This window comes from Nostoc sp. (assembly GCF_054880495.1).
Genome location: NZ_JBTYKD010000031.1, coordinates 1 through 22,486, shown reverse-complemented (window position 1 = coordinate 22,486; position 22,486 = coordinate 1). Strand labels below are relative to the sequence as shown.

Here is a 22,486-nt window from a genome sequence, read left to right as displayed (position 1 = left end):
GAAACCATAAAGTCGTAATTCGATCAGTCCATAAACTGCCATAATCACCCAGGGCTATTTCATTCTAAACATAAAGGCTGTATGGTAAAATGCAGCACTAAAAATGAAATACATCTAGTACCGTGAGCCAACCAGCAATAATTGAAGCTTTTGTTGAGCTTCAAGACCCCCGTCGCCGAGCTGGGCAACGTCATACGTTGCCATTGTGTCTAGCATTATTTACCCTTGCGTAGGCGCAGCCCGCCTTCGGCATCGCAGGGGGGAATAAAGGATTTTTAGCAATGGGAGATTGGATTGCAAGCTACGACGAAGAATTGATAGAACTATTAAAACCTGTGAAAAATAGATTGCCCTCATATAGCACCTTACGTGGTGCCTTGTTACAGGTTAATTACGAGGAATATGGAGCGTGTCTTGCTAAGTTGTTTAATATACAACCAGTCTGCGGATAAACATAGGGTTAGATGGCAAAGTCATCAAAGGTTCGTATCAAATCGAAGAAGATAATCCTCTCTTCCGATTCCCATCCAGCAATAATGTTAGTTAGCACCTATCGGGGATATTGGGGCGTTGAAAATAAAGTTCATTATGTTCGAGATGTAACTCAAGGAGAAGACGCTTCTAGAATTCGTACTAAACCTTTACCCCAGATTTTTGCTATCGCTCGTAATTTCACTCTGAATTTATATCGAAGTCAAATGTTTGAAAATATGGCACAAGCGAGGGCGCTTATGTTCATTTTGGTTAGACACACTTAAGCAATTTTTTAGAATGAAATAGTCCTGCCATATAGTAATCCTACTTGAATCTTGCTCAGTATACTGAGAAGTCAAGCTTTGTATGTCAAGCTTCTAGGCAGCTTGATTGTTCAAAAATCAAATAGGAGTCCTATATATCGACTGCCAATAAAGAACTGGGAGAGTGTTTGAGAGCCATTACTGCTAATAACATCCTGCGCGCTAGGCTTGAGAGAGAGGATGATAACCCAGGTATAGTTAACCTCACATTGAGCATTGCTAACCTAGAGGATAGGTATCCTCTTAATCAACCCTATGAAGATATTATCCCTGATGCCGTTTAGCTGTCAAGCGCGATCGCTAAGGATACTTTGACTATCGACTTGACTATCAAAAATACCCCTTCTGGTTATTGTTTTGGTTCTAGCCTTCTAGAACCTAAAGGCGGCACCCGGATTTGAACCGGGGGTGGAGGTTTTGCAGACCTCTGCCTTACCACTTGGCTATGCCGCCACAGCATCAAACATACAGCCTTCTGCCTGCCACTCGATAGTTTTGAGAGCCAAAGAGGATCTAACAGCGCTAGTTTAACAATAGTAGCACAAAAACTAATCTGTAATTTTTCCTCGTTCCCATGATTCACATGGGAACGAGAGAACAATAGAGAAATCGAGCTTTTTTCGACTTGTCAAACCTTTACTTCATCGGCAAAACTGCCCCATCGAACAAAATGAAATGGGCCGGCGATAGAACCCCATAGACGTTCATTTGTGTCTAAATCCCTTCCCCGGTCGAGGCTGAAAAATTCTTTAGCGTCAATCTCAAATTCGTTATCTAGATAAGTATTTTTGCCGTCACGAACCACAATGCAGCCTTTACCAGGTTCGACTCTGCCTTTAAAGCTATTACCTGTCCACTCTACAACCATGTTGCAACCTGGCATTTTTTCCAATTGGTCAACGGATAAAACTTTTAAACGTTCGGGGTCACGAGATGCGCCGAAAAATTTTTGTTCTTCTTTAACTGTGTAGTGTTCAATAACAATGTGGTTTTCTGTCGGAATCAACTTCATTACCCGCATTCGATAGGGTTGATTGAGCATAAAATCATAAGCTTGTTCGAGAAACAAACTTACTCCTGAGAACAATTCCAAGGGAAGGGGACGGATACACACGCGAATGTGGGCATAAAAAGGCGGGTTTTCAAAAGCTTGTTCTTGATTGCTAAAGTCAGCTGCCATCCACCGGGCTAAGGTGGCAATATCAGTAGAATGAGTCACGTTGCTTCGCTCCGAATTCAAAATTCCTCTGGGAAAGTTCTGATGTCTACGCAATTTTTCAATTAGATATTACGATCGCTCTTAGTTCCAGAGTGCTAAAATCCCATTGCCTGGGCGACTACGCCCAATTCTGCGGCAATACCCTGTTGAAATTGACTGTGATTGTGCTTAATGGCTGTATCTGGGTCTTTTAGACCATTGCCTGTGAGGACACAAACCACTGTCGCCCCTGTAGGAATTTGGTCTTTCACCTGCAACAACCCCGCTACAGAAGCGGCGCTAGCAGGTTCACAGAAGATACCTTCTGATGTTGCTAAAAGTCGATAAGCGTCGAGAATTTCAGCATCGGTAACGGCGTGGAAATTCCCCTGACTTGCGGTTTGCGCTGCAACAGCTAACTCCCAACTTGCAGGGTTGCCAATGCGAATTGCAGTCGCTAGGGTTTCGGGATGCGGCACTCGCTGACCATGTACTAATGGGGCTGCACCTGCGGCTTGGAATCCCATCATTCGGGGTAGGCGATCGCACTTTTTGGCTTGATGATATTGACAAAATCCCATCCAATATGCTGTGATATTTCCGGCATTGCCCACGGGGATACACAGCCAGTCTGGGGCATCACCTAGCACATCAACAATTTCAAAGGCTGCTGTTTTCTGCCCTTCTATGCGGTAGGGATTGACCGAATTCACCAAAGTTATGGGATAGCTTTTGGACATCTCGCGGACAATTTCTAGCGCTTGGTCAAAATTACCTTTAATTGCCAATACTTCTGCACCGTAGAGTAATGCTTGGGCTAACTTGCCTAGCGCCACATAACCTTCGGGAATCAGTACAAAGGCATTCATTCCCCCACGCCTAGCATAAGCGGCGGCGGAGGCTGAAGTATTGCCCGTGCTAGCACAAATTACTGCTTTTGCCCCTGCTTCCTTGGCTTTGGAAATTGCCATAGTCATCCCCCTGTCTTTGAAGCTGCCGGTGGGATTCAGACCGTCATATTTGACAAAAACCCGCACTTGTCTGCCAATGCGTTCGGCGATCGCTGGCACTGGTATTAGAGGTGTGTTACCCTCCAACAATGTGACAATCGGTGTTTTTTCGCTGACAGGCAAATATTCACGATAGGCTTCTATCAGTCCAGGCCAGGGTTGGCGGTGAGATTTAGCAGTAGACAGGCTCAAAGTCACGGGATTTAAAATTTCTTAATGTAAGGATTGGATATTTAGAAAGGGTGGGATAGGGAAGGAGAGAATGGGGAAAAGGAAGAAAGTAAATTTTTCTTTGCCAGTTCCCAGTTAAGAGTCCCCTAATTCCAAACCTATATTATTAAGAATATTATTTTTTGTGGTGCAGGCGTTACAGTTGCTATTTTTATTTTATTTAGAATGTAAGTTTATCATAAACTGCCACCGCGACCTTCGGTTTAGGGACTGACAAGAAATAAATTATCCATCTTGTGGGGTGGGCAGGAAAGCCCGCCCTGAATATAGGAAGGGTGCAGACACCCATCCCACAAGAAAATTTGGGATGTTTTTTTATCTGTCAGTTCCTTAATAAAAAACTCCATCTCCTTGTGGGTGGAGTTTTTGGGCATGGGGAATGGGGAAGAAGTTACCTGTTTGGCCCATGCCCTATGCCCCAAGGGTTGGGGCGGCTATTCCTCTCCACCCACTTTTGGGATGGACTTTCCCGCCGCTTTCAATGAAATCTAGTCTATATGATCTAAAATCTTGCGTAAATTCCCCCAAAACTGTGCTCATAATTCATACAACCATAATTGACAGGGCATTAATTAAGTTTACATATTGCTAAGTAACCTCAACTGGACAGAAGCTTTGCCACTTAGGGCGATGTTTTCTCTGGAACACAGCCATTATGATCACCGTCTTTGATGATTGAACATAAAATCCATTAGAGTAATTGATTAAAATATACAATTATTTAATAAAGCTTCAAATAGCATTATTATAATATTTCTAATGGTGTGAGTTAAATTATGGATTTAATTAGCGATGCCTACTTGTTTATCTAGTGTTTCCGATCACGAGTCCCAGACCAACTGGGTCAGTAAGTTAACCAAGTCTTATTATCAAGACGATCAGCAAGCTAAATTTATGCATTTACAAGCAGAGGTAGAGTCTCTGTTGCAGCAGTTGGAAAACCTCAAGCACCAACGTCTAGCCGACACTAACCAAAAAGAATAAGTCACTTTTGGAGATAGCGATGTCTACGACGGGCTACGCCTACGCCTTTCCCCTCTCTAATTTAAATTTGAGTCAGGGGTAAATTTTAGTTAGGGGCGTGCTATTCAAAGCGCTGATTTTTCTCAGACCAGCGCCTCAAACTGTAGTTATGAGCATTTTCTACAAGTAAAGCTAAGGATTGCACGCCTGAAAGCTTGGCGATCGCAGAGAGTTTTTGTAAGTAATTTCTTGTAAAATCAGTGTAAATGACTTTATTCTGATCAGACAAAATTATAGTCCGGTCACGGCGTTGCTCTGTGTTTTCTCTCTCAATTCCAGGTTTAGGCAGATTCAAGGATGCTATTTCTTCTACTGAGATAGTCAGTATTATTTCTGGTTGAGCGTTATTTGTTAAATCAATCACTTGAACCGGCCAATCACCCAACTTTTCCTGCATCTGCTCAAAGCTAGGAATAGCACCAGCCGGAACTTCACCCGATTGCTGTAAAGATTGCCACATACTCGATAAAATTATCTTGACCCCTTGGGGATTTTGTTGATGCAGTTCTTGGAGAGTAATTGGAGATGGTTGCACCCATTTCAGTGCTGCATTTGTCAAAGCTAAAGGTTTGGGTTGGAGAAGATTATTTTGATTCTGTGGAATTTTTGGGCTAGCAGCTAATAGACGCAAAACTTTACTCCGCAGTTGCACCGCTTTGATAGTGGCTATACTAATTTGTTGTTCTCCATTTGGCAACCAGACCACAATCTGGATTTCCGGGTCAGAAGTGATTCCCAAAGTTTTCCATAAAAATTTAGCGGCGTCAGTTTTGGGTAAGTTGAAATTCTCAAAGGGGGAATTTAGCCAGCGTTTCCCATCATTAAATGCACTCACTTCCACCTGATACCAAACTTGGTTATCCGTGAGTTTCAAATCTGCTGGGGAATTTGGTTGCAGCCATTCGCTGTTGATAACTTGAGTGATTGGTTGCACAGTACCAACAATCTCACTAGGGTGAGTAGAAAATATTTGGGACTTTCTACCCTCAGGATTAAGTCGTGCTAACAGACTTTGAATATAGGCAAGATTATCTTTTGTAATTTTTGGTTGCGCCTTTAACCAAGAATTAGTACGTTCTTCTCCTCGCTGAACTGCTAAAATCAAAGCGAACCAAGCTTGCACATCTCGTCTATTTGGGTTCACCCGCAACGCCGCCACTGTGCGATTCCACAACGTTTTTTCATCAGCTTTGAGTAGGGTAACAATTTCTTGGCTATTATGTGGCGACGCTTCAAAGACCTGTAAAGCCTTCCCCCAGCGACCATCAATTAAATCTGCCAACACTTGTTGACTAGGACTTGCCCAATTTTTATCAGCTTGAGTTTTAGTAAGTTGGGAATACAAGCGAATCAAATCCATTTGCGCTTGCGCCGCCTCTGGCAAAACTCCTTTGCGCTGTTTCTTGATGAATTTCAACCATTCAAAGGCTGGTGTCCAAAGTCCACTACGGGCAATTGATAGGGCATTTTGGTATGCTAAATCTTTGAGGGCTGCTGATTTGAGAGTAATCGCCTCCAATTCAATTGGTTTGAGGAATAATTTTAGAGGCTTGAGTTGGTAAAGCTGTAAGTGCGGTTCTAAACCTATAGTTTGATCAACAACCAACTCTTTTGTACCATCACCAGTTACCTGCTGCCATTTGGGAAATTGTCCATTAGGACTAGTCCAAGACAACATTTGTAGTAAATTGGTGCGTTCTGGATTGTAGTATACGAGGTAACCGTAGGCGTTTGCACCAGTTACTTGTTGGCGTTGACCCCACAAATTAAACCAAACCCCTGGTAATGGTGTACCGCTTTCAAAGGGTTGCACTTGAGTTAAAGGTAGGGAAATATTGATATCCTGGGGTTCTGATGTCCCATCAAGCAAGGGAGAAATCACAAAGGATTCTTCTAGTCCAGTTATCGGCAATTGAGTCGCCAGATAGTAGTAATTTTCTGACTGAGATTTAAACTCTAACTCTTCTGAGCGCTCGTAAACCCTGAGTTCCACAAGTTCTTCACAATCAGATTCACAATTAGCACGCTGTTGAAAAACTGGGAGTAAAAATGAGTTTTCCGCATCCTGATTTAAAGGCAGAGTTTCCCCAAATATTTGGTTTTTTTTACTCAAATCGAGTTGAATTTGTTTGAGAGTTTGGGGGCGTTCGTGCTTCACAAGGGGAATTTGTGCCCATGCAGGTAAAATTTTATTTAGCCAGCTTACCTGATCTGGATTGAAGATGAAGAGAACGCTAATCCAGGCAAAAGCCATAATTAGACTAGCACTAGTTAACAGAATTGCGATCGCTAGCATTGACGACAACCAACTTGCCCATTTTAGTTTTTTCTGGGGTTTTTTAGCGACGCGTTTTATCACACCTGCATGAGGTTTATTTCGTTTAGAAGCTTTTGGCGTCAGCTTGCGTGAGCGTTTTGCCATATTAGTTTTCAATCAATCCAATAAGACTTATTAGGTATGGGGCATTGGGCATTGGGACTGAATTCTTTCCAATAAACAATACCTAATCGCTAACTTCTAACTCCCCACTCCCCTGTTATACTCGCCCTTTCAAAAAGTTGCCCAAAAGCATTAAGTCTAATTTGGGAAAAAATCCGTAAATTTCCCCATTCCCCATGCTCAAAAACTCCATCCCTTTGTGGGTGGAGTTTTTTATCAGATATATTACAGTCAAGCTTTTCACCCTTCGGGTTCAGCAGTCCCCTGCGACGGTAAACCCGTCTTCAGGGCTGCTTCACCGTATTTACGATGGGAGCGATTATTGGGGTCAGGGTTTTTATATTGCTAATGCGCCAAAATTTCCTCCCACTCAGATTGTGAGAGAGGTTGCAACTCTATTTGCATATCAAAACAATTACTAGCTGCGGCAACCAAAGCTGCAATAAGCTTTTCAATACTTAGACTTTGAGGCAGTTGTACATTCGTAAAAGATTCTGCACCAAATACTTGATTGAACAGTTCAGCATCGGGTTGCAAACGGATTGAACCATGTTGCAAAATTACCCCAGCACGCCGCAGTTGAGCGCTACCAATGAGTTTAGCACCATCTGGTAAAACTAAATCTGCACTGGTAGCGGTGCCAAAACAATTAGGGTTGTGGATGTAACCTCGCCCAACCGTACCGTAATGTAATTGTACGCCAAGCGATCGCCAGCCTTGAATCAAAAACTCACAAATTTTTTCGTACACCTGGAGGCGACTACCCATTAGTCCAGATGTAACTACAGCGTAAGTTAAATCACCTTGATGTAGCACCGCCCGTCCACCGCTAGGACGCCGCACTAAATCCAGTTTTTGCCCTTGCCAAGTTAAATGTTGCCAATATTCAGGGTATTGGCGTTGATGATAGCCGAGAGAAATGGCAGGTGGCAACCAGGTATAAAAGCGCAAAGTTGGCGGATGCTTTCCAGACTGGTGCTGTTCTAGTAACCATCGGTCAATCGCCATTTGCACATCCCCAGCCGCCTCTAGCAAAGGAATTAGTCGCCACACTTTAGAATTCAAGAGTTGGGAGTTAGAGACGCGATTAATCGCGTCTGTACAGGAGTTGGGAGAGACGCGATTAATCGCGTCTGTACAGGAGTTGGGAGTTAGAGATGCGATTAATCGCGTCTGTACAGGAGTTAGGAGTTAAAAAGTTTATACAACTGACAACTTATAACTCAGCACTCATAACTCATAACTGAAGTGAAGCGATTAGTCAAGCTGCACCAAATTCCGATTGTAAAGCTTCATCGTTATTATCAGCGATCGTTGCCACAATGGTAATCAGCCGAGAAACTTCGCCAGGAGATAACTCCGCTAAGGTGCGTGTTGATATCACAACCACTCGGTTTTCAACAATACCAAAACGCGCTTCAAAAGTGCTGGAGCAGTTCAACTCCAACAAATAACGCAGCAATCTGGGTTCATCTTTAGCAGGTAAATTTAGCACCTCAGACCAAACCGTTATGGTGTCTTCATCGGTTGTCCCGTTGAGTTGGACAAATACTTGCACACTTCCATACTTAAATTTCCAGAGATGACCACCTTCTGGAGTGTGGCTAACCATCGCACTGTCGTCTTGTTCCAAAGAATCGATGACATTTTCAATTACCTCGACATGGTTAATGCTTGTCCTCTCGGCGATTAGCTCATTAATGGATTCGTTACTAGTTAGAATTTCTTGGGAGCTTGTCATACAAATTTTTTCTCAACATACTCGCTGTTTGATCTACACATACTTTATAACTTGTAGACGCAGTTAGTTTGAGCTTCCTTTTGCGGCTACCTTCCAAATGTGCATATAGCCTGACGAATTTTTTCACCTGGGAACAGGCACTTGATTAATTACCGACGCAATTACCGCATCCATTTGTAAACCATCTAGCATCGCTTCTGGTTTCAAAATGAGGCGATGACGTAGCAGTGGCGCTGCAACTGCTTTAACATCATCTGGCGTGACAAAATCTTTCGCACCTAACCACGCTAGGGCTTGAGATGTCTGCAACCAAGCACCGGCGGCGCGAGGCGATGCACCTAAAGTTAAATCAGGATATTGACGCGATGTTCTCACCAACGCCAACAAATAATCAACGATCGCTTCTGATACTTTAACCTCTTTGACTGCTTGTCGTGCTTGCAAAATGTCGGCTACTGTTGCGATTGGTTTCAAACGGCTAATATCCAAACGCCGTGCTGCAAAACCCGCCTGACGATTGAGTAACATTTGCTTTTCGGCAGTTTTATCAGGATAATCTACTACCAGCTTAAATAAAAATCTGTCTAACTGCGCCTCTGGTAAGGGATAAGTCCCCTCAAATTCCAGGGGATTTTGGGTTGCAATCACCCAAAATAAATCTGGTAAGGGTAAACTTTCACCATCCAGCGTTACCTGCATCTCTTCCATCGCTTCCAGTAGCGCTGCTTGTGTCTTGGGAGGAGTACGATTGATTTCGTCTGCTAGCAGCACTTCGGTAAATATTGGCCCTTTTTTCAAAGTGAAATTGCGGCTATTCAAGTCAAAAATATTTGTACCAGTAATATCTGAAGGTAAAACATCTGGTGTTAGTTGAATCCGGCGAAACTCCCCTTGAATTAACTGCGCCAACACTTTTACTAGAAGGGTTTTACCAGTTCCCGGTACTCCTTCCAAAATTACGTGTCCACCCGCTAGCAGTGCCACTAAAACTTGTTGTATTAGGCTAGATTGTCCGACAACTACTTGATTAAGACCTTGACTAAGGCGAGTTAAGATAGGATGGGTTTCGCTCATATTTTTTTATTTGGAAGTCCTCAAAAATTAATTACGAATTACGAATTACGAATTACGAATTAGTCTAATGGTTCGCCATTTCCCCAACCAGCTTAACAAGTCTCGTTCACTGATGGGTTGTTTGCGAGATTGTAGCTTTAAAACTGCATCTAGTTCTGCTGCACTTGCGCCTGTTTTTTCTATCCAGAAATTGATCAAGGCTTGAGGTTCTAAAAGTACTTGCCCTAATCCCAAAGCTTTTTGGAGTTGTAGTTGTTCTTGTTTACCCACCATCTGTACAACAAAGTCGGCGGTATCAGCTTTCTGCAACACTCCCGCTAAAGCTTGGATGTATGCCTCACTGTTATCTACAACTGGTGTATTTAAAGCTACTGGCTTACCAAAACGGCGATTCTGCCCCCAAGTTAGCAGCAATAGCAGGATACCTACTTGCACTAATATTGGAAATAAAGGAGTTTTAGCAAAAAAGCTAGATAAATCTCCTTCGCTTTCTTTCTTCCTGATATCGGCATCTTTATAGCCGTGGATGTATTCATCGACAAATACTGTGTTACCTTTTTCAGTAACCAAATTGGCTAGATACTTGAAATTACTTAAATAATCTTGGTAGGCGTTGGCGGCTAAATAAGGAGTGGTAGAAAAAATCACCTTTCCTTGTTTGTAATTTTCTTCCCAGACAATAGCACCAAAGCGATCGCCTAAATCAATTTGCTTTGAGTTAGCTTTTTTATATCGTCTACGTGTATCAATTTTGATATCACCTTGGGGAGATTTCTGCATCGTGCTAAACTCTGCTTCTGTAACCCGCGCCCCTGCACCCAAAATTACCAAAGTATTCCCTTTTTCTACCCATTCACGCTCTTGACTATCCAGTATCCTCTCCCTTGGATAGCCACCTACCTGTAGGATGGTAATTGGGCTGTTCTCTGGCTGAATCTCACTAAAAGGCTTTTGCCAGCGCTTGATAGAAATTCCCTGCTGTTGCATAAAAGCATACCAAGCACCATAGCCATCGGAGGCGCGGTTATAAGTAGAGCCAGTGTTAAGTTTAGTATTATTAGGAGCCGCGATAAAACTAAGTAAAACGATTGCAGTTAGTGCGATCGCTCCCATCCAAGCAAGGCGATTTGAACGTTTCATTTTTGACTTTCACTATAATCACTTCGTTGCAGGATCACTAGTGTTAATACTTACTTATTTTTTAGGTAAAGTCAAAAATATAATTAATCTTATTAACGAACCGCATACTCCTACGGATGCGGCTTTTTAACCAAGACCAAGATTGCTCCTCGCCGTTGATATTCCGGTGAGTTTTTTGACTTAAAATGGTGAATAATCTGAATAGAGGTTTTCTATGAGCATCAGTCTCACACCCGATCAAGAACGCTTTATTCAAACCAAGCTCCAGGCTGGGAAATATCCCTCCGCAGAGGAAGCCCTTGAAATTGCCTTACGGTTGCTAGATGAATACGATCGAGGTTCTCATGCCGGGACGCGAACATGAAATTTTTAACGCGTAGGCGAGCTTTTCATAGACATCGCAAAATTGCAGCAACTTTCCGAACCACTCCTACAATAAGTGACCGATTTCATTGATTTTGTGTTATCCACAAACATCAAGTTAAAATTGTTCAAGTAGATCCCGACACGCTGGCTTGGTTCCAATCTCAAGGCGAGGATTATGAAAAATGTTGGGTTGAAGCCAGGAAAAATTACAGTTCCACAAAGCACGACTCTAGAGGAGTTTTTAAAACTTCCATATATTGAAGAGTCACCAGGTTGGGAATATATTAATGGAGAGGCAATTCAGAAACCAATGGGAGGAGCTAAACACAGCTTATTGCAAAAACGTTTAGTTGCAGTAATTGATGGGTTGGGCAGTAACTACGAAGCCTTTCCTGAATTGCGCTGTACCTGCGGTAATCGTTCAGTAGTTCCTGATGTGGTTGTTATCTCTACCAATCAACTACCACTGGATGAAAGCGGTGAGATTATTAGCAGCGGTATTGATTTTGCACCCGCTTGGGTAATACGAATTCTTTCCCCTGCTCAAAGTCAAACTAAAGTTACTGGCAATATTTTACACTGTTTGAGAAATGGCAGCCAGCTAGGATGGTTGATTGATCCAAGTGAACGCTGTGTTTTAGTTTATCAACCTAATTCTTTACCATATTTATTAGCAGGAAAAGATATATTACCAGTGTTAGAAGATTTGAATTTGACACTCTCTGTTGATGAAGTTTTTGCTTGGTTACATTGCAAAGCTTGACATTATTCCTTTAGTACTGAAACGGGAATTCTCATGACTATTTGGGACATTGCGTAGGCGTAGCCCGCACTTCTCTACGAGATCCTTCGGCAAGCTCAGGGCATCGCGCTGCGCGAACGGTAAGCTCAGTGACCATCGTAGACATCGCCTCTCGGTGCTGCTTTCATTTCACAAAAATTAGATATAGCGGTTCTCGCTTGAGTGAGGTACAAGAACCCCACCCCCAACCCCCTCCCCGCAAGCGAGGAGGGGGCTAAGATGTACCTTATGTGATTAGGAAACGCTATAAGACTGATATATTTAAGCTAAATAATTTTCATCTAATAATTGTACAAGAGTGTAAGGACACTTTTCTAGAAAAATACTTAAATCGGTTTTAATTTTTACAAAATCAACCGCACTTTGATAAATATTCTCTAAATCATCCTGTAACTTGTTTATTAAATTCGTCGTTAAATGATTATTTAAGTCATATCTAAAGGTTTTAATTTCTCCAATCCAATGACGATAGTTTCTTTCATATTCTACCTGCCAATATTGGAGTAATAATAAATGAATAATAATTTGCCTTAAAAGACTTTTGGCTTTAGCTAAATCTCTTTTCCCCAAACTGATTAATTCCTCAATTAAGTTTTCTAAATCAAGTTGGTTAAACTGTTTTTGTTTTAATAATTCAATAGTTTTTTCTAACCATAAATTATCATCGGTTTCATAGAGTTGTTTTAAGTTGGTAGTAATTGTCATATTTTTACCTTATACCTACGTTCCATAATTTAATCATATACAATTACAAAAAACTCCACCCACTCTTGGGATGGAAAGGGATAGCCGCTTTCAATAAATTTATAGATGCAAACCACCAAAATATAGATAAGTTGTTAAGGTGTGCATACAACTCTTAACTGACTCTACCTAAATGCTTTTGAAGATGCAACTCTTTCAATGCTGCTTTTATTTCACACAAACTCGAAACGTCCCACCATCTCTTCAGGTGTTATCACCTCATACATCAAAACCAAAGTTTCAATGATTTAACCATAAATAAGCCAAATATATATTTAGATAAGTCGTGTACAAAGCGATTACCACGACATGAGAAAGCGCTTTGAAAAGATAATACTGTGAATTTCGGGTGGTGTTGAGTTAAAAAAGAAACATGAAAATCCTCAAACCCATCACTAATTGGTTAGAAACCCGTGCTTGTGCCCCTTCTTATGGGGGTTGGGTACTAGCAGCAACCGCTATTTGTTTTTTTGGAGCAGGTATCAATACGATGGCTGGTTGGCTATACGCCATTAGTGGCATCAGTTTTGCCCTTTTGGGTGTAGCAGCTATCTTACCACCGCGATCGCTCACACGTCTATCAATTACCCGTCGTCCCATCCAACCTGTATCAGCTGGCGATGATCTGACGGTGGAATTAGAAATCTGCAATCAGACACAGCAGCCTGTCAGCTTGTTGCAAGTTGAGGATATAATACCCTTCGTCTTAGGGAAACCAGTACAAAAGGCAATCGAAACAATTCCTAGCCAAGGTAGTTACCGTTGGGTATATTATCACCCTACCCAGCGCCGGGGCGTTTATCGCTGGCATACAGTCGAACTAGGTTCTGGTGCGCCTTTGGGGTTGTTCTGGTGTCGCCGTCAGCGTGATTGTGCTGCAATGGCGATCGTCTATCCGACAGTGTTACCCTTGGTTATCTGCCCCTTAGTCGATGAAATGGGGCAAGAAGAGAGCAAAAAGGGCGATGCCCGTGGTAGACCATTGCAGACAGCGACAACGGGGCTGGTGCGATCGCTCCGTCCCTACCGCATCGGAGATCCGACTCGTCTGATTCACTGGCGGACTAGCGCCCGTTATGGCGAATTAAGGGTGCGAGAGTTAGAAATGGTCACAGGTGGACAAGAAATAGTTATTGCTCTTGACAGTGCTAGCAATTGGGAAGATGAAAACTTTGAACAAGCAGTAATTGCCGCCGCTTCGCTGTATTTTTACGCACAGCAACAGCAATTAGAGGTGCAACTCTGGACAGCATCAACAAATTTAATTAAAGGCGATCGCTTTGTACTAGAAACCTTAGCAGCAACCACAGCCCTAGAAGATGCCAGTTCAGTAGTTCCTAAAAACTACCCTTTGATTTGGCTGACTCAAAACCCCCTGAGCCTTGCTACTCTTCCTCAAGGCAGTCGCTGGGTTTTGTGGCCAAATATTTCCTCACCACCAGAATCAGAGGTAATCAATTTGGAACACCCTGGTATAATTTTGCAAAGCGATGTCTCCGACGGGCTACGCCTACGCCCTCTGCAACCCCAACTGCAAAAAACATTACATTCGTATTAATCAATACCTTCACCAAAAAACCACATCCTAGAAGGGCTATACGAACAAAGCCTACCTCCCAAGATTGTAAAGCTTTTAGCCTACGGAGGTGTAGCTCTTGTTTGTATAGCCACGACTTCTAGTTATTCGGGCAAGGTGCAAGGTTTGAGTTAACTTTGCTTTAGCTGTTTACGTCTTAATACTGAACCAGCACTTAAAGTAGCTATTGTCAGTAGCCCTGGTAGAAATGTAGGTTCAGGAACAGATGTAACTTTTTCATTAAAAGTAAAGTTATCTAGCGCAAACTGTGTCCCGCGACCACCCGTCTTTATAAGATAATCCGGCTCAACTCCACCAAATGACGTAAACTTTAATTCATCAACACCAAAATAATCAAAATTAACTAAAGTTGGCTGTGTCGTATCTACAACCACAGTTTTTGAATACAGGGTTGCGCCGCTCTTTAAACCTTGTACAGTAACCGAAAGACCATCATACCAAGTAGCTGATAGGTAAGCACTGTTGAAGTCAAAAATACTATCACTTACTAGGGCTGTGCTTCCAGATCCGTTGAAAGCCATATAGTTTCCCGATACTCTGCCATTGTCTTCGCCTGTACGTCTAACTCTAGGACTTGAGCCATTAACGTAGTAAAAATTATCCCAATTAAATCCTCCGTAACCATTAGGAATCTGATCATAATATGAAATGGGCGCTATATCATCAAATGTTAAAACAGTAGCTTGTGCTACGGCTCCTATTCCCAAAACGATGACTGTTGCTGCGATCGCAGCAGTCGATAATTTTTTCGCAACAGTTGAAATACTCATATGGTAGTAGTTGTAACTCTTGATAAGTTTGTGCTTTTTTTTGTTACACATTTCACAATATACACTAACTTGCAAAAAATAAGTATTATTACTTAGTCATTTTATCAAATCTTATAAAGCTATGATGAAGAGAATTCAGCAAAATGTATAAATAAACAAAGCCTGACATAAGTGTACTCAAAGGATCGCCCTTGGCATCTTCCCTTAGACGCATCACAGCGTCGTTTGTTGATGAGAATAAATCAACCTCTTGACTTTTAAATTCTGCCTGAAGATGCAACTTGAATTTTGATTAGCTTATAAGTTAAGCTTGTGAGATTTCTGAGATTTTGTCTGATCCCAGCACAGCCGACATATCAGCCTTGGAGTAAAGTAAAACAATTTGAGCAGGTAAAGTTGGGAAAATACACCCAGTAATCCCTTAGTGAGGCTAAGGTACAATGCAAAGAAATATTTAAATTATGAGCAACATGATCACATCAGAAAATAACACAAAATCCACCGATAAAAGCCTAGAGGCGATGCGGCATTTTTCCGAACAATACGCCAAGCGTACTGGAACATACTTCTGTTCTGAACCTTCTGTCACCGCAGTTGTGATTGAAGGACTAGCCAAACATAAAGACGATCTAGGTGCGCCTTTATGTCCCTGTCGCCACTACGAAGATAAAGAGGCTGAGGTTCACGCCACATATTGGAACTGTCCTTGTGTACCCATGAGAGAACGCAAAGAGTGCCATTGTATGTTGTTCCTCACCCCTGACAACGAGTTTGCTGGAGAAAAACAAGACATATCTCTCGAAACAATCAAAGAAGTACGAGACAGCATGGGATGAGCGAAATCATGCCCCAAGAGTTTTGGCAAGGCGTAGAACAGTTCAATTCTGGTCAGTTCTATGCCTGTCATGACACTTTAGAGGCTTTGTGGATTGAAGCTGGCGAACCAGAAAAAACCTTTTATCAAGGCATTCTCCAGATTGCTGTGGCACTGTATCATTTGGAGAATCTTAACTGGCGAGGTGCAGTAATTCTACTTGGAGAAGGCGGCAATCGCCTGCGGCGTTACCCATCTAGTTACAGCGGGATTGATGTCGATGAGCTATTGAGTCAGAGCGCAGCATTGTTGACGACATTACAACAAATCGGCCCAGAGAAGATTACATCTGGTGATTTGGGTGAAAATCAAGTCTTATCTTTGCCTAGAATTGTGCTAACTACTGATTAGTAATGAGTTGAAGTTGGGAAAAGTAGCTGCAATATTCGGCAGAATAACTAATTTTTGGAATAACCGCATTTTCAGCTTGGATGTTTGATTATAGATATTAGAGTTCCGAGTTCTGAGCTTAAAGTTCTGAGTTATGAGCTTGAAGTTCCGAGTTATGAGCTTAGAGTTCCGAGTTATGAGCTTAGAGTTCTGAGTTATGAGCTTGAAGTTCCGAGTTATGAGCTTGAAGTTCCGAGTTATGAGCTTAAAGTTCCGAGTTCCGAGTTCCAATATATTAAGCTGTAGTAGATTTCATACCAATTACTTGAAACCTTGAGGTTGGGGGTAGCGTCACTATTTCAGCCAGTAGTTATCGAAAATCACTCCAGATTATATATTTCATCGTCTGGATAAAGTAGTTGAGATAATTAGAATACAAGCTGAAATCCTAAATCCCAAATTGCTATGATGCCCTGCTATCAATTGCCAATATCACAGATGCGTCGCTTTGGATTAGCTTTAATGCTGCCAGTTGCACTCTTGGGCGCTTTCGTCTTCCCTACCCAACTACAAACCGCTACTGCACAAACATCTGGAGCAAATCGTCCCCTCACTATCCGCGCTGATGTGCAAGAATATGACGCTAAAAATCAAGTAATCACCGCTCGCGGTAATGTGCAAATGTTGTATCCGGCTCGCCAGATTCAGGCAACATCTGCCCAAGCACAGTACTTTAGTAAAGAACGCCGAATTGATTTCAGTGGCAATGTCTATATTTTGCAACAGGGCGGTAACAGTATCCGAGCAGAGAAGGTAACTTATTTAATTGACGAAGGGCGATTTGTTGCCTTACCCCAATCCAACCGTCAGGTAGAGTCCATCTACATGATCCAGGAATCAAATAATGATGGCCAAACTGCGAAGCCTGCCCCACAGACACCAGCATTCAAACCTTCTAATTAGCATCTACCATCAAGAAAGAGTGCCTCCAGCGTGAAAATTGTTTTAGAGAATATTCACAAATCTTACGGCAAGCGAGTAATTGTTAATCGTGTCAATCTTTCTGTTGCTCAGGGCGAAGTCGTTGGTTTACTAGGCCCCAATGGGGCTGGTAAAACGACGACCTTTTATATTGCCACAGGTTTAGAAAAACCCAATCAAGGAAAAGTCTGGTTAGGTAATCTAGATGTTACGGGAATGCCAATGCACAAAAGGGCGCGATTGGGTATTGGCTATCTAGCACAAGAAGCAAGTGTTTTTCGCCAACTCTCGGTAGAGGATAATATTCTGTTGGTGCTAGAGCAAACTAATGTGCCACGATGGGAGTGGTCAAGGCGACTAAAAACTTTACTGCGGGAGTTTCGCTTGGAAAAATTAGCCAATAGCAAAGGAATTCAACTTTCTGGTGGTGAGCGACGGCGGACGGAATTAGCAAGGTCTTTAGCTGCTGGAAAAGAAGGCCCAAAATTTTTACTTTTGGATGAACCTTTTGCGGGAGTTGATCCGATCGCAGTCTCAGAAATTCAGCAAATTGTGGCACAACTGCGCGATCGCGGTATGGGAATCTTAATTACAGATCATAATGTCCGCGAAACCCTGGCAATCACCGATCGCGCCTACATCATGCGCGAGGGACAAATACTCGCTTTTGGCGCTGCTGACGAACTCTACAGCAACCCTCTCGTGCGGCAATATTATTTAGGGGACAATTTTCAAGTCTAAATTAACAATTATTTAGTTAATATTTTCAAAGGATATTTTTATTGTTTGTTCTTAAGCATAAATTTCTTAATTTATTTCATTTAGGACTTACGCACTGTACAAATTCATCGTAATGAGCGTTAAAAAAAATAGGTTGTTTCAGGCTTTTCTTAATTATCCTTTGATCGTAAATAGACAATGCTGTAGGGGTAAAGCATGCTAAACCCCTACGAGAGATGTGGGTTTTCACTTGATACATATTTGGTATTTCTTGTCAATGCGTAAGTCCTATCATTTTGCTTTCTCAGCTATTGAGAATTGAACTTTGATGCTAAATACACTAGATACAGCAGTTTGCAATTAAGTGAGTTACAGAGCCTAGACTCAAGACCTAAACTCCTGTACAGACCCGATTAATCGCGTCTCTCCAAACTCCTCCTGTATACTTTGCTTTACCCAGGTTATCAATATTTAACTTTTCAACTTGCTTATGATCTCAAAGAAGCTCACGTCTTTCTACAGCCTCCATTCGCTGCTGCCTTTTACGATCATGGATCGCTATCTTGCCAGCGAATTGTTAGCGCCGTTTTTCTTTGGTGTCGGAGCTTTTTCATCGCTAGGCGTTACCATTGATGCTGTATTTGATCTCGTCAGAAAAATTGTAGAATCTGGGCTACCTATAGACATTGCTATTCAAGTTTTTTTGTTGAAATTTCCCAACTTTATCGTTTTAGCCTTCCCTATGTCTACGCTGCTGGCTACTTTGATGACCTACAGTCGTCTTTCTAGCGACAGCGAACTAATTGCCCTGCGTGGTTGTGGGGTCAGTGTCTATCGCATGGTGCTAACTGCTGTGATGTTAAGTCTTGTGGTAACAGGAATGACATTTGTATTTAACGAACAAATTGCACCAGCAGCAAATTATCAAGCGGCGATGACTCTAGATAAAGCCCTCAAATCAGATAAGCCAACTTTTAAACAGCAAAATATTTTCTATCCTGAATACCAGGATGTTGTCCAGCCGGATGGCTCTAATAATAGGAGATTGACACGCTTGTTTTACGCCGACCAGTTTGATGGTAAGCGGATGAAAGGTTTGACGATTATAGACGGCTCAACAAAAGGTCTGAATCAAATTGTGGTATCAGAATCTGCCCAGTGGAATCCTTCGCAAAATGTCTGGGATTTTTACAACGGCACGATCTATTTTGTCGCTGCCGATCGCTCTTATCGCAACATTGTCAGATTTGAACACCAACAACTGCAACTACCGCGCACACCATTAAGTTTGGCAGAAAAAAGCCGGGACTATGGTGAGATGAATATTTCTGAAGCACTACAACAACTAGAAGTAGAAAATCTCGGTGGCGATCGCCAAAAAATTCGTAAACTCGAAGTGCGGATTCAACAAAAAATCTCTTTACCTTTTGTATGCGTAGTTTTTGGCTTAGTAGGTGCAGCGATGGGAAGCATACCCCAGCGAACTGGAAAAGGCACCAGCTTTGGGATTAGTGTGATAGTTATTTTTTCATACTACTTAATTTTCTTTATTAGTGGTGCGATCGGGCAAGCAGGTGTCCTCTCTCCCTTTATGGGGGCTTGGTTGCCCAACTTTCTTTTTTTGGGAATAGGTCTATTCTTATTGATCCGAGTTGCCAAACGATAGATAAATTGAGGAAAAACAAAAACCTCACCCTATCCTGACGGACATCCCTCTCCTTACCAAGGAGAGGGACAGGTTTTGCGTAGCAGAACCAGGGTGAGGTTTTCTTAAGCTATTCGAGAAACCGTAAATTGCGTCCAGAGAAACTTCTGTGTACACCGTAGCCTTCTAACAGAGAGGTCAAACTCCACCCATCGGACTCACATTCAATTACGGATGATAATTTCGACATTCCGGTGCATCTGGGTTTTCCTTACAGTATTCTTCAAAAGAAACTTTGGCTGATACCATACCCTCAGATTTCTGATGAGCTGCTTCTGCTTGGAGTTCTTCTACCTCATCCCAAGCGGCTGCACAGGGTTTAGAATAAGCACCTTGTTCAGTGCAAATAGCACGAGCCTGCTCAATTGCTTTTTGAATTCTTTCCTCCAGCAGTAGCGCTTGTGGCGCTTCCACAAAGTCGCTTTTGGTCAAAATATCGGTAATCGAGATGATGCCCAACAGCTTACCTTGAATCACAGGTGCCCTGTGGATACCAGTGTTAGCAAATAACCGCGCTACATATTCCACACCCAAATCAGGATTTACTACAATGCAAGGCTTGCTCATAATTTCATAAACCCGCACTTGCTTTGGATCTTTACCGTAGGCTGTTACCTTATAGACAATATCCGTTTCTGTCACAATACCATAAGCATCATTGTCATAACGACGATCCACAACCAGCGATCGCAATCCTTTTTCTTTCATCACCCCCACTGCTTCAGCAACAGTCGCCGAACCGCGAATGGTAACTACGTCTTTGGTCATGATATCTTCAGCTTTCATCATTGCTGTAGTCTCCTGGTTATAGTACGGTGCAGCACAGCGCCTTCAGAGCGTACAGTTTGCTAACTAGAAAGTAAAAAAGTTATACTTTTGTCCGGCTACAACAATAAATTAGACCAGTTGTCAACTTCTGATGTTATCAAGTGTTACCGATACCCAAAAACTAACCATAAATTGCCATAACTTTCTATAAAATCTTGCCAAAGGACTCCAGCCGCTAATAAGAAACGTGGATTAAATAAAATGCAAAACTTCATTCTGTATCTAGCTTCCCTCTCCTGATAAAGGAGAGGGATTGAGGGTGAGGTAAGCCAGGGACATAAATTGTATGTCATTTAATTCTTATTTCTAAGTAAATTTTTGACTACTATAGCAATCCGGAATCATTCATGAGAAAATACTGAGATAGCTAAAAAGTAATGTTTGCAACCAGAGTATAAGTATAGTTATATGGATGCAATTGTTATCTCCTGTGGGGAGACATTTGTGGCTATGTTTGGGGGAAAACTAGTGAGCGAGTTTCAATACCAGTAGTAAATGCTCGCTATAAACAAACACCTGAACGGTGCATTAAATTAGGGACTTCCAAGAAATAAATTACTACTACTTGTGGGGTGGGCATCCTGCCCGCCCTTGTGTACCTCATTCAGATGAAATGTGCTGTATGTCTATTGGTAATGACTAATAACTCATGGAGAAGTTAGGATAAAATCACCATTCAAACTTAAGTTGAGATATTTCCTGTTGAGGAAAGCAAAAGCATTAAACAGCAATGCCTTCAGCTTCTGTCAAGTTTTCCCGATTCGAGTAAATTTCAATTACCAATCCCATGCCAAATCGTCATTATCCTCCCGCTTACTTACGCTATCTCAAAGCCAGGTTATCGAATCTAGCGCGACCCGCCTTTTGGGGAACTGCAATTTTTTTATCTGTAGTAGGGCTAGTAACCTGGGAATACTGGTCAAACCCAGATATTTTCGTTTATAAGCAAAAAAAACAAGTCACTTCACAAGAGCCTGCGGATTCCTCCCTGTCAGCAGAAAACAGAGCTATTGCAGCAGATATTGATAACTTGCCAGTTTTATTTAATGACTTTGAGCAAGCAACTTTCTCAGGTACAGCAAATACCCCGAAGGAAAACACTCAGGGAGAAAAGAGCAAAGACTTATTAGAGGATGCAATTAACAAACAAAAGTCTGCTAGTGATACCAAATTAAATCCTGGTTTAGGCGTTAATGGCGACACCTCGCCAAGTGTAGAAAATCCCTTTGTTGTACAAACAGAAAATTTATTGCGTACTGGGACGGTTGATAATAATAACCAACTTCTAGGTCTTAAGACCTTAAATGCGGCGTCTGAACCAACAGGGGAGCAACAAATATCCTCTAGTCTGGGTATTGGATTCACTAATCAAACCAACAAGAGTCAAAATTCTGTGTCCATCAGCCCTCTGCAAGGGGCGCTCAACCAATCGACAAACCAGAAATTGTCTAATTTTAATAGTACTACAACTCAAATCAATGCCTTGGGGCGCGTCTCTGACCCAGGAACACCGCTAATGCCACCCATCAACAGCTTACCCAGTCAGAATTCTCTACCTAGCACTGGGTTAACTGCTGGGACAGGCGACACGTCAACGGGTACGAACTTGCTGCCAAATTCCTACAATAATTTAAATAACGGTCAGGTGTTACCTAACAATGGGTTAACTACTGGTACAGGTTCTACTTCAACGGGTACAAATTTCCCACAAAATCCCTACAATAATTTAAATAACGGTCAAGTATTACCTAACGTATCACCATTGACACCCCCAGTCACCTCTCTGGCACCAACTAATATTGCACCTTACTCTAGCCAGAGTCCAAGTCAAGGCGTTGTCACCCCCACAAACCCTGTAGGATATGGTAATTATGGCTTGCAGCAGCCGGCTCAACTACCACAGTCCTATGGTAATTATGGCTTGCAGCAACCGACGCAACTACCACAGTCCTATGGTAATTATGGCTTACAGCAGCCGGCTCAACTACCACAGTCCTATGGTAATTATGGCTTACAGCAGCCGACTCAACTACCACAGTCTAATTCCCTATATCTTCGCCAGCTTCGACAGTATACAGGTAGTGGGCAAAGGTGATTTTATTTATTTGCAGTGAA

At 42.2% G+C, this 22,486-nt stretch carries 22 protein-coding genes and 1 tRNA gene; 12 read left to right on the top strand and 11 right to left on the bottom strand.

What is annotated here, in order from left to right; all coding sequences use genetic code 11:
* The first annotated feature begins 536 nt into the window (after positions 1-536).
* The gene (locus ACYTXL_RS03830) at positions 537-758 is read left to right on the top strand and encodes a transposase (protein ID WP_461923554.1); all 222 of its coding nucleotides are present in this window, start codon (positions 537-539) and stop codon (positions 756-758) included.
* A gap of 167 nt (positions 759-925) precedes the next feature.
* The gene (locus tag ACYTXL_RS03825; RefSeq protein WP_461923553.1) at positions 926-1,081 is read left to right on the top strand and encodes a hypothetical protein; all 156 of its coding nucleotides are present in this window, start codon (positions 926-928) and stop codon (positions 1,079-1,081) included.
* Between the two features lie 98 nt (positions 1,082-1,179).
* On the opposite strand, the gene ACYTXL_RS03820 is transcribed toward ACYTXL_RS03825, so the two are convergent.
* From ACYTXL_RS03820 to thrC, 3 genes are all read right to left on the bottom strand, one after another.
* Positions 1,180-1,250 (bottom strand) — tRNA-Cys (locus tag ACYTXL_RS03820).
* A 175-nt stretch (positions 1,251-1,425) separates the two neighbouring features.
* Positions 1,426-2,016, bottom strand: a complete 591-nt coding sequence (locus ACYTXL_RS03815; protein WP_461923552.1) for a CpcT/CpeT family chromophore lyase — start codon at positions 2,014-2,016, stop codon at positions 1,426-1,428.
* Positions 2,017-2,111: 95 nt separating this feature from the next.
* On the bottom strand, positions 2,112-3,203 hold the full coding sequence (thrC, locus tag ACYTXL_RS03810; RefSeq protein ID WP_461923551.1) for a threonine synthase: 1,092 nt from the start codon (positions 3,201-3,203) through the stop codon (positions 2,112-2,114).
* Between the two features lie 825 nt (positions 3,204-4,028).
* On the opposite strand from thrC, the gene ACYTXL_RS03805 reads away from it, so the two are divergent.
* The gene (locus ACYTXL_RS03805; RefSeq protein WP_461923550.1) at positions 4,029-4,220 is read left to right on the top strand and encodes a hypothetical protein; all 192 of its coding nucleotides are present in this window, start codon (positions 4,029-4,031) and stop codon (positions 4,218-4,220) included.
* 100 nt (positions 4,221-4,320) lie between these two features.
* On the opposite strand, the gene ACYTXL_RS03800 is transcribed toward ACYTXL_RS03805, so the two are convergent.
* The 5 genes from ACYTXL_RS03800 to ACYTXL_RS03780 form a co-directional block, all read right to left on the bottom strand.
* Positions 4,321-6,681 (bottom strand): hypothetical protein, encoded by a 2,361-nt coding sequence (locus tag ACYTXL_RS03800; protein WP_461923549.1) that lies wholly within the window; start codon positions 6,679-6,681, stop codon positions 4,321-4,323.
* A gap of 363 nt (positions 6,682-7,044) precedes the next feature.
* The gene (locus tag ACYTXL_RS03795; protein WP_461923556.1) at positions 7,045-7,707 is read right to left on the bottom strand and encodes a lipoate--protein ligase family protein; all 663 of its coding nucleotides are present in this window, start codon (positions 7,705-7,707) and stop codon (positions 7,045-7,047) included.
* A 253-nt stretch (positions 7,708-7,960) separates the two neighbouring features.
* Complete coding sequence (locus tag ACYTXL_RS03790; protein ID WP_461923548.1) at positions 7,961-8,440, bottom strand: YbjN domain-containing protein; 480 nt, start codon at positions 8,438-8,440, stop codon at positions 7,961-7,963.
* Between the two features lie 123 nt (positions 8,441-8,563).
* On the bottom strand, positions 8,564-9,514 hold the full coding sequence (locus ACYTXL_RS03785) for an AAA family ATPase (protein WP_461923547.1): 951 nt from the start codon (positions 9,512-9,514) through the stop codon (positions 8,564-8,566).
* Between the two features lie 45 nt (positions 9,515-9,559).
* Positions 9,560-10,654: a DUF4350 domain-containing protein gene (locus ACYTXL_RS03780; RefSeq protein WP_461923546.1), complete on the bottom strand. Its 1,095-nt coding sequence runs from the start codon at positions 10,652-10,654 to the stop codon at positions 9,560-9,562.
* 214 nt (positions 10,655-10,868) lie between these two features.
* On the opposite strand from ACYTXL_RS03780, the gene ACYTXL_RS03775 reads away from it, so the two are divergent.
* Positions 10,869-11,018 (top strand): ribbon-helix-helix domain-containing protein, encoded by a 150-nt coding sequence (locus ACYTXL_RS03775; protein WP_461923545.1) that lies wholly within the window; start codon positions 10,869-10,871, stop codon positions 11,016-11,018.
* 177 nt (positions 11,019-11,195) lie between these two features.
* Complete coding sequence (locus tag ACYTXL_RS03770) at positions 11,196-11,783, top strand: Uma2 family endonuclease (RefSeq protein ID WP_461923544.1); 588 nt, start codon at positions 11,196-11,198, stop codon at positions 11,781-11,783.
* A 300-nt stretch (positions 11,784-12,083) separates the two neighbouring features.
* Here ACYTXL_RS03770 and ACYTXL_RS03765 read toward each other — a convergent pair whose 3' ends face one another.
* Entirely contained in the window at positions 12,084-12,527 is a 444-nt protein-coding gene (locus tag ACYTXL_RS03765; protein ID WP_461923543.1) for a DUF29 domain-containing protein, read from the bottom strand.
* Between the two features lie 412 nt (positions 12,528-12,939).
* Between ACYTXL_RS03765 and ACYTXL_RS03760 the strand changes: the two genes are divergently transcribed.
* Positions 12,940-14,124 carry a DUF58 domain-containing protein gene (locus ACYTXL_RS03760; RefSeq protein WP_461923542.1) on the top strand — a complete coding sequence of 395 codons (1,185 nt, stop codon included), beginning with the start codon at positions 12,940-12,942 and terminating at the stop codon, positions 14,122-14,124.
* Between the two features lie 149 nt (positions 14,125-14,273).
* On the opposite strand, the gene ACYTXL_RS03755 is transcribed toward ACYTXL_RS03760, so the two are convergent.
* Positions 14,274-14,933, bottom strand: a complete 660-nt coding sequence (locus tag ACYTXL_RS03755; protein ID WP_461923541.1) for a PEP-CTERM sorting domain-containing protein — start codon at positions 14,931-14,933, stop codon at positions 14,274-14,276.
* 470 nt (positions 14,934-15,403) lie between these two features.
* Between ACYTXL_RS03755 and ACYTXL_RS03750 the strand changes: the two genes are divergently transcribed.
* The 5 genes from ACYTXL_RS03750 (at position 15,404) to ACYTXL_RS03730 (ending at position 19,504) form a co-directional block, all read left to right on the top strand.
* On the top strand, positions 15,404-15,769 hold the full coding sequence (locus ACYTXL_RS03750; protein WP_461923555.1) for a ferredoxin thioredoxin reductase catalytic beta subunit: 366 nt from the start codon (positions 15,404-15,406) through the stop codon (positions 15,767-15,769).
* Positions 15,766-16,158, top strand: a complete 393-nt coding sequence (locus ACYTXL_RS03745) for a DUF309 domain-containing protein (RefSeq protein ID WP_461923540.1) — start codon at positions 15,766-15,768, stop codon at positions 16,156-16,158. The genes ACYTXL_RS03750 and ACYTXL_RS03745 overlap by 4 nt, the downstream gene beginning before the upstream one ends.
* A 444-nt stretch (positions 16,159-16,602) precedes the next feature.
* On the top strand, positions 16,603-17,100 hold the full coding sequence (locus ACYTXL_RS03740; protein WP_461923539.1) for an LptA/OstA family protein: 498 nt from the start codon (positions 16,603-16,605) through the stop codon (positions 17,098-17,100).
* A gap of 30 nt (positions 17,101-17,130) precedes the next feature.
* The gene (lptB, locus tag ACYTXL_RS03735; protein ID WP_461923538.1) at positions 17,131-17,859 is read left to right on the top strand and encodes an LPS export ABC transporter ATP-binding protein; all 729 of its coding nucleotides are present in this window, start codon (positions 17,131-17,133) and stop codon (positions 17,857-17,859) included.
* A 529-nt stretch (positions 17,860-18,388) separates the two neighbouring features.
* Positions 18,389-19,504 carry an LptF/LptG family permease gene (locus ACYTXL_RS03730; protein ID WP_461923537.1) on the top strand — a complete coding sequence of 372 codons (1,116 nt, stop codon included), beginning with the start codon at positions 18,389-18,391 and terminating at the stop codon, positions 19,502-19,504.
* Between the two features lie 207 nt (positions 19,505-19,711).
* Here the strand turns inward: ACYTXL_RS03730 and ACYTXL_RS03725 are convergent, their stop codons facing one another.
* Positions 19,712-20,332, bottom strand: coding sequence for a CP12 domain-containing protein (locus ACYTXL_RS03725; protein ID WP_461923536.1), 621 nt, complete (start codon positions 20,330-20,332; stop codon positions 19,712-19,714).
* 826 nt (positions 20,333-21,158) lie between these two features.
* Between ACYTXL_RS03725 and ACYTXL_RS03720 the strand changes: the two genes are divergently transcribed.
* Positions 21,159-22,466 carry a hypothetical protein gene (locus tag ACYTXL_RS03720; protein WP_461923535.1) on the top strand — a complete coding sequence of 436 codons (1,308 nt, stop codon included), beginning with the start codon at positions 21,159-21,161 and terminating at the stop codon, positions 22,464-22,466.
* Positions 22,467-22,486 lie beyond the last annotated feature (20 nt).